The organism is Sphingomonas sp. LH128 (genome assembly GCF_000293195.2).
In the GTDB taxonomy this organism is placed as follows: Bacteria; Pseudomonadota; Alphaproteobacteria; order Sphingomonadales; family Sphingomonadaceae; genus Novosphingobium; species Novosphingobium resinovorum_A.
The window spans coordinates 1-10,034 of the sequence record NZ_ALVC01000265.1; the positions used below are offsets into that span (position 1 = coordinate 1).

Sequence of the window (10,034 nt, forward strand, 5' to 3'; positions counted from 1 at the left end):
GACGCGGCAGCGCTGGGCGAACTCGTCTGACGCTTGATGAGAACAAATATGGAACATTTAGGATTTTTCCTATAGGGTGATCAGCGGCGGCACTCCTGCCGTCGATCCCTTGGAGGAAAAGCCAGTGTCGTTTGCTGACTTGTGCCTCTTCCTTGGGGCCTTGTTCGCCTTTGCCACCCTCATCCTGAAGGTGGTGGAGGTGAAGGGCCGGAAGTAGGCAACGGGTGGGGGATGCGTTGCAGCGTGTCCCCCAGACGTTCGGTTCAGGGCGTTCTGCCCGAAAACGACTAAGCCCCCGCCGTTGCAGCGGCGAGGGCTTGATCCACATGGCCACAGGCCAGTGTCGTTTGCGGCGTTAACTCTACGCTTTTCGGGCGATGAGTTCAAGTTGCGCCTGTTGTTGCACCGCCGCGTTGCCTGCCACCATCAGTACATATGCTGTCCGCCGTTGATGCTCAGCGTCGATCCGGTGACGAACGCGGCGTTCTCCGAGCACAGGAAGGCGCAGCCGCGCGCAATCTCATAGGCGCTGCCGAGGCGGCCGACGGGGATCTTGGCGACGATCTTCTCCAGCACCGGCGGCGGCACGGCGGCGACCATGTCGGTGTCGATATAGCCCGGCGCGATCGCATTGACGGTGACGCCGTACTTGGCACCTTCCTGCGCCAGCGCCTTGGTGAACCCGTGGATACCGCTCTTGGCAGCGGCATAGTTCACCTGGCCGTACTGGCCGGCCTGTCCGTTGATCGAACCGATGTTGACGATGCGGCCCCAGCCACGCTCGCGCATGCCCGAGAAGGTCGCCTTGGCGGTGTTGAAGCAGCCGCCGAGGTTGACGCGCATGACGTCGTTCCAGTCGTCGAAGCTCATCTTGTGAAGCACGCCGTCGCGGGTGATCCCTGCGTTGTTGATCACGATGTCGATCGGACCGATTTCGGACGCGATGCGCGCGCAGCTGTCCTGCGTCGCCTCGAAATCACCCACGTCCCACTTGTAAGAAGGGATACCGGTGCGCTCGGTGAAAGCGGCCGCCTTTTCTTCGTTGCCGGCGTAATTCGCGACGACGGTGTGACCGCGTTCTTTCAGTGCGAGCGACACAGCTTCGCCGATACCCCGGGTCCCGCCGGTTACAATTGCAACGCGCGCCATATGTTTAGCCTTTCGTTGTGAGCATCCACCGACGACAAGGCTATGGAAGGATTATGACGGCGGCAAGGCCGACCATTGACCTAAATGCAGCATTCTTGATTGCGGATTTTGCAATCAATATTGCTTGTATCAGAACTTGAACTGCGTTCCGACGTAGACCGCCTGACTATCCTGTTTCCGGTCCGTAAGGGGGACGAGGCGCTCACGATCCTGCGAATAACGCACCCCGGCCGTCACATCGAGATTTTCGGTGACGCGATAGGCGCCGCCGAGATCGACTTCACTGCCATCGATTGCGAATGTGCGCGGGGCGCGGCCTGAGGCTTTCTTCTCGTCGAGAGATATCCTCGGGCTGAAGCGCGGCTCGTCCTGCTTTGCCGTTCCCGGTGAAAGGCTGAACTTCTTGAGGTCCGGCAGTTCCGCCATTGGCCGGCTGGGCGCCTGCGGGACGAGGTTCTGCGCGAAGTTCTGGTATCCGCGCGACACGCCGAGATTGAAAGCGGTGGGCGCGATACGCAGTCGCGCGGGATCCTGGCTGATCTGCGCAAGCGGTGACCGGCCATGGACGATGATTGCCTGCGCCGCCTCGGGATCGACGCGGACGGCGACGGTCACGGCACGATCCGGGCGGTTGGGCGTGCCCGCCGGCGTAAATGGAAAAAGATCGCCTTTAGCCAGCGAACGCATTGCGATGGCCTGCGACAGGTTCTCCTGCGTCGTCTCGGGCGCCAGCGGATCGATCTGTCCCGAATTGGCCGCGGTGTCGCCCTTGAAGTCGGTGGAGAAGGCGAGCACCGCGCTGGGCAGGGCCAGCAGGGTGACACAACCCGCCAGCAGCAGGCTTCCCTTCATGCCTCCCCGGGTAGCGCCTTCACCCTCGGTACTCATCAAACGCCCCTGTCTGCTTCTCTTTGCCCCGTGGCAGACTCGCCGTGACGGGGTCTGCAAATGATGACGCTTGCAGATTAACACGTCCTGAGTGCGGGGGTAAAGACGCAGCGCCTTCCGTTCAGGACGCGCTCATCCTTGCCCTGCTTGGGACTTGGCATCGGAAAGGCGCTCTTGCCGCTGGCCCACTGGCGGTTATAGAGGCGTTTTGACGACAGGCTCGGCGTGCGCCGCGTCTGCAGCCTCTGACACCGGATTTGGGAACGAACATGAAAGCCAGCACCGACAACGGCCTCTTCACCGTGCGCACGCTGACGACCGTGGGCATCTGCGCCGCGGCGGCGCTGGCACTGGCCGGTTGCGGCGGTGGCAGGAAGAAGGAGCAGGCCAAGCTCGCGCCTTCGCAGGTCACCACCATCGGCGTGAACAGCTACCTGTGGCGCGCCAGCCTCGATTCGGTGTCGTTCATGCCGCTGCTCCAGTCGGACAGCGCCGGCGGCGTGATCATCACCGATTGGTACGTCAATCCCAAGACTCCGACCGAGCGCGTGAAGGTGTCGATCGCGATCCTCGACCAGGACCTGCGCGCCGATGCGCTGCGTGTCACCGCCGTGCGCGAAGTGGCGCAGGGCGGTGGCTGGGTCGCCGCGCCGGTCCAGGCCGCGACGGTGCAGAAGCTCGAGGACATCATCCTCACCCGCGCCCGCGACCTGCGCCGTGATTCGATCGGCGGTTAAGAATTATCGGGTGGCCCTTGCGGCCGCCCCGTTCATTTGGCGGGCCGGTCCCGCAGGAGTTTAGACAAAGATGACCGAGCGGTTCGATCCCGCACAGGCGGACACGCGCTGGCAGGCTGCGTGGGACGAAGCGCAGAGCTTCCGCGCCGACGACACTTCCGCGAAGCCGCGCAGCTACGTGCTGGAGATGTTCCCGTATCCTTCGGGCCGCATCCATATCGGCCACGTCCGCAACTACACGATGGGCGACGTGCTGGCGCGCTACAAGCGGATGAAGGGCTTCGAGGTCCTGCACCCGATGGGCTGGGACGCCTTCGGCATGCCCGCCGAGAACGCGGCGATGGAAAAGGGCGTCCACCCCGGCGGCTGGACGCGCGAGAACATCGCGAACATGAAGGCGCAGCTCAAGCGCCTCGGCTTCGCGCTCGACTGGAGCCGTGAGATCGCGACCTGCGAGCCGGAATATTACGGCCACGAACAGGCGCTGTTCCTCGACCTTTACGCCCACGATCTCGTCTATCGCAAGGAATCGGCGGTCAACTGGGACCCGGTCGACCAGACCGTACTGGCGAACGAACAGGTGATCGACGGGCGCGGCTGGCGCTCGGGCGCGCTGGTCGAGAAGCGCAAGCTCTCCCAGTGGTTCCTCAAGATCACCGACTTCGCCGACGAACTGCTGGACGGCCTCTCCACCCTCGACAAATGGCCCGAAAAGGTCCGCACGATGCAGGAGAACTGGATCGGTAAGTCGCAGGGCCTGCAGTTCAGCTTCGACCTTTCGACCGGTGGAAAGGTGGAGGTCTACTCGACCCGCCCGGACACGATCTTCGGCGCCAGCTTCGTTGCCGTTGCCGCCGATCACCCGATCGCGCAAGGCGCGGCCGAAGGGCGACCCGAGGTTCAGGACTTCATCGCGCTGTGCAAGCAGGGCGGCACCACCGCCGCAGAGCTTGAAACGGCCGAGAAGCTGGGCTTCGACACTGGCATCACCGCGAGGCACCCGTTCACGGGCGCGCCGCTGCCGGTCTACATCGCCAATTTCGTGCTGATGGACTACGGCACCGGTGCGGTCATGGCCGTCCCCGGCCACGACCAGCGCGACTTCGAGTTCGCGACCAAGTACCGGCTTCCGATCGCGCGCGTCGTCGCGGCGAGCGCGGAGGAGGCCGACAAGCCTTTCGACGGCGAGTCCGAGGCCGGCGACGGCGTTCTGGTGAACTCCGACTTCCTCGATGGCCTGAGCGTTGCGGAGGCCAAGGCCGCCGTCATCGCCCGCGCCGAAGCCGAAGGCTGGGGTGAGGGCAAGACGGTTTGGCGCCTGCGCGACTGGGGCGTTTCGCGCCAGCGCTACTGGGGCACGCCGATCCCGTTCATCCATTGCGAGGTTTGCGGCGTGGTGCCGGTGCCCAAGAAGCACCTGCCCGTCGTGCTGCCCGAGGACGTCGATTTCCAGACGCCGGGCAACCCGCTGGTCCGCCACCCGACCTGGAAGCACGTCGACTGCCCGCAGTGCGGCCACCCGGCCCGCCGCGAGACCGACACGCTCGACACTTTCGTCGATTCCTCGTGGTACTTCCTGCGCTTCGCCAGCCAGCCTGACGACCGCCCGTTCGACCCGGCAAAAATTGCCGAGTGGCTGCCGGTGGAACAGTACATCGGCGGCATCGAGCATGCGATCCTGCACTTGCTCTACGCTCGCTTCTGGACCCGCGCGCTGGCCCGCATCGGCAAGATCGAGGTCAAGGAACCGTTCGGCAGCCTGTTCACGCAGGGCATGGTCACGCACGAGACGTATAGCCGCGTGAACGAAGCCAACGGCCAGCCGATCTACTTTGCCCCCAGTGAAGTGGACCGCACCTCCGAAGGCGCGACGCTCAAGGCCGATGGCGCCCCGATCGAGGTCGGCCGCGTCATCAAGATGTCGAAGTCGAAGAAGAACGTCGTCGATCCCGACGAGATCGTCGCGACCTACGGCGCCGATGCGATCCGCTGGTTCATGCTGTCCGACAGCCCGCCCGAGCGCGACCTGCCCTGGTCCGAAGCTGGGATCGAAGGCTGTGGCCGCTTCGTCCAGCGCCTGTGGCGCCTGTTCGCGCAGTACGACGCGGCGGCGACCGGCGAGGACAAGGCCATCGACCGCAAGGTTCACCAGACCGTGGACGCGGCGGCGCGTGACATCGAATCGCTCGGCTTCAACAAGACCGTGGCGCGCATTTACGAACTGACCGGCGCGGTGGAGAAGGCCCAGCCCTCCGCCAGCCGTTCCGCCGCGATCCGCACGCTGCTGCTGCTGGTGTCGCCGATGATGCCGCACCTTGCCGAAGAGGCGTGGTCTTCGATAGGCGAGGGCCTGATCGCCGACGCCGCATGGCCCGAAGTCGATCCGGCGCTGCTGGTGGATGACGAGGTAACCGTGGCGGTGCAGGTCAAGGGCAAGCTGCGCGATACCCTCACCGTCGCCAAGGGCACGTCGAAGGAAGACCTCGAGGCGCTTGCCCTCGCCAGCGAGAAGGTGCAGCGTGCACTCGATGGTGCGGAAATTCGCAAGGTAATCGTGGTGCCCGACCGACTGGTAAATCTCGTCGCGTGAAGGCTTTAATTGCCCTCACTGGAGCCGTGCTGCTCGCCGGGTGCGGGCTGCAGCCGATGTATGCGGGCGGCGGCAATGCCGCCGTCGCGCAGGGGCTTGCTGCTGTCGAAGTGTCCTCGATTCAGGGCAAGGCCGGCTGGCTGGTGCGCAATGCGCTGGTCGACGAGCTTGGCGTATCGGGCGCCAAGGGCGTCGCGCCGAAATACCGGCTCGATGTGCGCCTCGACGACAAGCTGGAGAGCTTCGCGCTACTGTCGGACGATACCGTGGGTCGCGAACGCCGCACCCTGCGCGCGCGCTACCAGTTGGTGGACGTGGGTAGCGGTGAAGTGGTCCTTGACCAGACCGCAGGCTCCGATGCGGGGATCGACGTCGTCTCCTCTGACTACGCGACCATTGCGGCCGAACAGACTGCGCTGGAGAACATGTCCAAGGACATCGCCACGCGCATCGTCACCAACATCGCGCTGCGTCTGCGCGGTGAAACCGCCCAGTAACAGGCCGTGAAGGCCACTCAGAAGGAATTCGCGGGCCTCGCCCAGCGTGCTGCCCGCGATGCCCGTGTCTTCTTCTTCTGCGGCCCCGACGAATCGGGAGCCTCGGATGCGGCGGCGAAGATTCTCTCGTTTCTCCCCGACATTGGCGAGCGTATCGAAATGTCGGGTGCAGAACTGCGCCGCGATCCGGTCCGTCTTGGCGACGAGGCTCGTTCCACGTCGCTGTTCGGCGGTGCGCGCCATATCTGGGTGCGCGCGCAGGGGGATGAGGCGCACGATGCCGTCCAGACGCTGCTGGAGAACGACGTGGAGGGCTGTCCGGTCCTGATCGTCGCCACCGGTGCCACCGACAAGTCGCGCACCGCCAAGTTGCTCGCGGCCCGGCCGGATGGCCTCGTGGCGATGTTCTATCCGCCTGACCTCGCTTCGGTAACCGCATCGGTGAGGACGATGGCGAATGCTGCAGGGCTCAAGCTGGGCAGCGAGATCGCCGAGCGCATTGCGCGAGGTGCTGGGCTCGATACGCGACTGGCGCGCTCGGAAGTCACCAAGCTGGCGCTCTACCTTGATGCTTCGCCCGAGACGCCCCGCCCGGTCGCATCCGCAGACCTCAACGCGATCGGCGCATCGACCGAAGATGACGATTTTTCGCCGCTCGTGGATGCAGTGCTGGGCGGCAGGCGCGATGCCATCGGTCCCGAACTCAAGCGGATGCGCGATCAGGGCATGAACCCGGTCGGCCTTCTGCTCGCCTTCGAGCGCCGAACGGCACAGCTCGCCGGTCTGAATGCACGGCTGGGCGACAGCCGCGACGTTGGAGGGTTCCTCAAGGCCGAGGCCGGCGCGAGGCGGATATTCTGGAAGGACCAGCCGGCGCTGACTGCCCAGTTGCAACTCTGGCGCGGGTATCGGCTTGAGCGGCTCGTCGCTCGATTGGTAGCGCTGCACCAGATGCTGCTAGCTAACAGTCAGAATGCCGAGCTTTTATTGGCCGACGGTCTTTTGACAATTGCAAGGTCAGCGCGTCCTAATTCGAAACGACCGACAATTACCACGTCCTGACTGAATCCGCTTTTCGGGTTGCCTCGCCAGTACATACGGGCATATACCTATTGCGTCGCAGCATGATGTCCATGCGGCGCGCGCTGAGGTTCTGATGAGGGAGGCATTCAGCGTGAGTTCGCAAGCCCGGGTGCTGCCAGCATGAACGCCCCATTTGCCGCAGGTTCACTCGCCAAGGAGCGGGCCGATCTCGACGATCTTCTCGTTGCACCTTCGCTCGAGCGTCGGCGCCTGCAGTGCTACCTCTCCCTCGTCGTCGGCGATATCGTTTCGATTTTCATCGGTTTTGCATCGACAGGTTATATTCTGGCAGGCGCGCAAGGACTTGGCGAGAGCTTGGTCCATGCCCAACTCATCCTCCCTATCTTCCTGACTCTGGCGCTTTACAACGGTGCTTATTCCACCGCCTCGCTGCAAGATGGCTGGAAGGGTGTGTTCAGGGCGCTGCTTGCGGTCGTGATCGCGATGGTTGTCGTGGTCTTCGTGCAGTTCCTGATTCGGCCCGATGCCGATGTCTCGCGTTCCGGCTTCAATGGCGGCGCGCTGGCGGCAATGGCGGTGATCGCATGGATGCGGCTGCAACTGCGCAGCTTCGTGCGGTGGCGTTGCGGCGACAACATCATCAATGAACTCATAATCGACGATGGTGGACCGCAAGTGCAGGTGCGCGGCGCGATTCGCATCTCGGCGGCAGGAATGGGCCTGCGGCCCAACCTCAACGACCCCAATGCGTTGGATCGCATCGGGCTCGTCCTGCGCAATATCGACCGCGTAATCGTGAGTTGCCCTGCAGGACGCCGCGCCGAATGGGCGATGATGCTCAAGGGCGCCAACGTCGATGGCGAAGTCCTCGACGACGAGGTCGCGCGCCTCGGCGCGCAAGGTGCGCGTGTGGTTGGCAAGCACGGGTTGCTGATGGTATCTGCGGGGCCGCTCGGACTACGTGATCGTGCCGTCAAGCGCCTTTTCGACGTCGCCTTCGCGGGAGGTGCAATTCTCGCCTTGTCCCCGCTTCTGGTCGTGGTTGCGCTGGCGGTGAAGGTGCAGGACGGCGGGCCTGTGTTCTTCACACAGCGCCGCATGGGTCGGGGCAACCGCTTCTTCAACATGTACAAGTTTCGTTCGATGACGCAGGCCCTGTGCGACACGAACGGCAACGTTTCGGCCTCCAAGGACGATCAGCGGATCACCCGCATCGGTCGCTTCATCCGCCGCACCAGCATCGATGAACTGCCGCAGTTGTTCAACGTGCTGCTCGGCGACATGAGCCTGGTCGGCCCGCGTCCGCATGCGACGGGTTCTCTGGCGGGCGACAAGCTCTTCTGGGAAGTCGATCTGAGGTACTGGCAGCGTCACTCGCTCAAGCCGGGCTTGTCGGGACTTGCGCAAGTACGTGGTTTTCGCGGCGCCACGGATCACGAATCCGATCTCGTCAACCGCCTCCAGGCCGACCTTGAGTACCTGGAGGGGTGGACGATCATGCGTGATCTTCAGATCATCTTCCTGACCATGCGGGTGCTGGTGCACGATCGGGCTTTTTAAAGTTCGGTCCGATCCCGACGTTTACGACTGGACCATATTTATGGTCTGAGCTTCGGCGGTGCCGACGATGGGCACGGCATACAACGATAGCGATGGCATGCTGGAATTCACCGTGCATGTGAGCATGACGGTGCCGTTCGTTGCGCTGGTGGCAAACACCGGACTTCCCATGGTCCCTAGTTGTATCGCTGCCACCGGGCTTGAGGATACAACGGACGCGACGACCCCTGTTCCAGCCGTCTCGATCAACGAGATGTCAAGTCGACATGCTTGCGATTGTCGAACCACAGAGGATGCGTCTCGTCCGACAATCTGAATGAACAGGCTGGCTGCGGCTGCGGAATTTGTCGGCAACCCCGACAGTGTCATGAACGGGGTCGAGGCTCCCGGAGTTATGGCGGTTGTGTAATTCTTGTTCACGATAGGAACCAGTGCCGACTTACCGGGCTGGGCGATCTTGATATATTCGGATTCAAGCTGGGAGTATCCGGACGTGTTGGCGTAGAAACGTCCCTTGGTAACTCCACGACGCCTTACGGAATATCCAGACCCGCCCGCGCCATCTACGTAAGATGTCATTGCGGCGTTATCGGTATCGTGCTCGACACCCGCCGAAGTGTAATCGTAGGCACTGCCTGTCAAAGGAACGATGGTGTTGGGTGTCGTACCCGTTGCCATCAAATCTCCGAATAGTCGCATCGCTTGAGTTGTCGCTCCGCCGATCGCGGCTTTGCCCCACCTACAATTGTTGGTGCGGAACGGGCCTGTCAGGTTGATGCGCCCGTTCGAAGCCGCGATCAGGCCGTAACCAAGTTGTTCGACCCAACCGCCACCGATGGATACGTTTGAATTGGCAGCGAATATTCCACAGAACTGTGGCAACGGCGGGAATCGATCTCGTGTTTCGGCATAGTACTGACGCACATCTGCCGAGACGATATCTTGGAAATACAGGCCGATGCCGAAATATTCTGACTGGACGACTCCTGCCCAGATTGCCTTGCCGCGACGGATGGATACACCGCGGGTCATTCGGACGACGGCATACTGCCAATTCTCCCCGGCTGTTTTGCTGGCGGAGAATGTGTTGGCTGAAAGGCCGCCGCTCACCCAGTTTGGCGGGACATGCCAGCCGGTTCTGCCGTCGGCGGAACGCATGACGCACCAACCGTAGCGTGGAGGTGCATCGTTATTCCACGCAATGGTATCGTGCGTGGAATCTGGGGTTCCCGGAGTAATGATGACATCGTTGGCAACGATGCCATTCCCGGAAGGGCTTCCGTTGATGTTGATATTGTCCATCGTCCAGGCACTTTCGCCCGACGAGCCGGCACCGCTTGTGCCACCAAGGTTGATCCCGCCAGTTCTAAAGCCGACGCCAACGATCTGATTGTAATAGAGCCCCCAAGGATGATTCCAGGCTGTATCGAAGAATATGCCAATATCTGCATTGGCGACGTAGACGCGCTCGATCCGGGCGATTCCCTGCGCGGCGACAACTACGATGGCCGGTTGAGCGGCAACTATGATGGCCGGTAGGATCGGTTGTTTGGGCTGATCGTAGGGAGG

Annotated in this window: 8 protein-coding genes; 5 read left to right on the top strand and 3 right to left on the bottom strand. The window is 62.8% G+C overall.

What is annotated here, in order from left to right; translation table 11 throughout:
- Positions 1 to 426: 426 nt before the first annotated feature.
- The gene (gene phbB / locus LH128_RS20135) at positions 427 to 1,149 is read right to left on the bottom strand and encodes an acetoacetyl-CoA reductase (RefSeq protein ID WP_008831527.1); all 723 of its coding nucleotides are present in this window, start codon (positions 1,147 to 1,149) and stop codon (positions 427 to 429) included.
- 129 nt (positions 1,150 to 1,278) lie between these two features.
- Positions 1,279 to 2,037, bottom strand: a complete 759-nt coding sequence (locus LH128_RS20140) for a hypothetical protein (protein ID WP_037520512.1) — start codon at positions 2,035 to 2,037, stop codon at positions 1,279 to 1,281.
- Positions 2,038 to 2,306: 269 nt separating this feature from the next.
- Between LH128_RS20140 and LH128_RS20145 the strand changes: the two genes are divergently transcribed.
- The 5 genes from LH128_RS20145 (at position 2,307) to LH128_RS34690 (ending at position 8,465) form a co-directional block, all read left to right on the top strand.
- Entirely contained in the window at positions 2,307 to 2,774 is a 468-nt protein-coding gene (locus LH128_RS20145; RefSeq protein WP_008831529.1) for a DUF3576 domain-containing protein, read from the top strand.
- Between the two features lie 70 nt (positions 2,775 to 2,844).
- Positions 2,845 to 5,364, top strand: coding sequence for a leucine--tRNA ligase (gene leuS, locus LH128_RS20150; RefSeq protein ID WP_008831530.1), 2,520 nt, complete (start codon positions 2,845 to 2,847; stop codon positions 5,362 to 5,364).
- Complete coding sequence (gene lptE / locus LH128_RS20155) at positions 5,361 to 5,861, top strand: LPS assembly lipoprotein LptE (protein WP_036525729.1); 501 nt, start codon at positions 5,361 to 5,363, stop codon at positions 5,859 to 5,861. Before leuS ends, lptE begins: the two co-directional genes overlap by 4 nt.
- A gap of 6 nt (positions 5,862 to 5,867) precedes the next feature.
- Entirely contained in the window at positions 5,868 to 6,923 is a 1,056-nt protein-coding gene (gene holA / locus LH128_RS20160) for a DNA polymerase III subunit delta (protein ID WP_008831532.1), read from the top strand.
- Between the two features lie 141 nt (positions 6,924 to 7,064).
- Entirely contained in the window at positions 7,065 to 8,465 is a 1,401-nt protein-coding gene (locus tag LH128_RS34690) for a sugar transferase (protein WP_008831533.1), read from the top strand.
- Between the two features lie 21 nt (positions 8,466 to 8,486).
- Here the strand turns inward: LH128_RS34690 and LH128_RS33615 are convergent.
- Positions 8,487 to 10,034: hypothetical protein (locus tag LH128_RS33615; RefSeq protein WP_172705120.1), on the bottom strand; the 1,548-nt coding region annotated here is incomplete at its 5' end.

Bases quoted from the DNA above. Each gene is read 5' to 3' on its own strand.
- LH128_RS20140 (WP_037520512.1), bottom strand. From the start codon at position 2,037: ATGAGTACCGAGGGTGAAGGCGCTACCCGGGGAGGCATGAAGGGAAGC.
- phbB (WP_008831527.1), bottom strand. From the start codon at position 1,149: ATGGCGCGCGTTGCAATTGTAACCGGCGGGACCCGGGGTATCGGCGAA.
- LH128_RS20145 (WP_008831529.1), top strand. From the start codon at position 2,307: ATGAAAGCCAGCACCGACAACGGCCTCTTCACCGTGCGCACGCTGACG.
- LH128_RS34690 (WP_008831533.1), top strand. From the start codon at position 7,065: ATGAACGCCCCATTTGCCGCAGGTTCACTCGCCAAGGAGCGGGCCGAT.
- leuS (WP_008831530.1), top strand. From the start codon at position 2,845: ATGACCGAGCGGTTCGATCCCGCACAGGCGGACACGCGCTGGCAGGCT.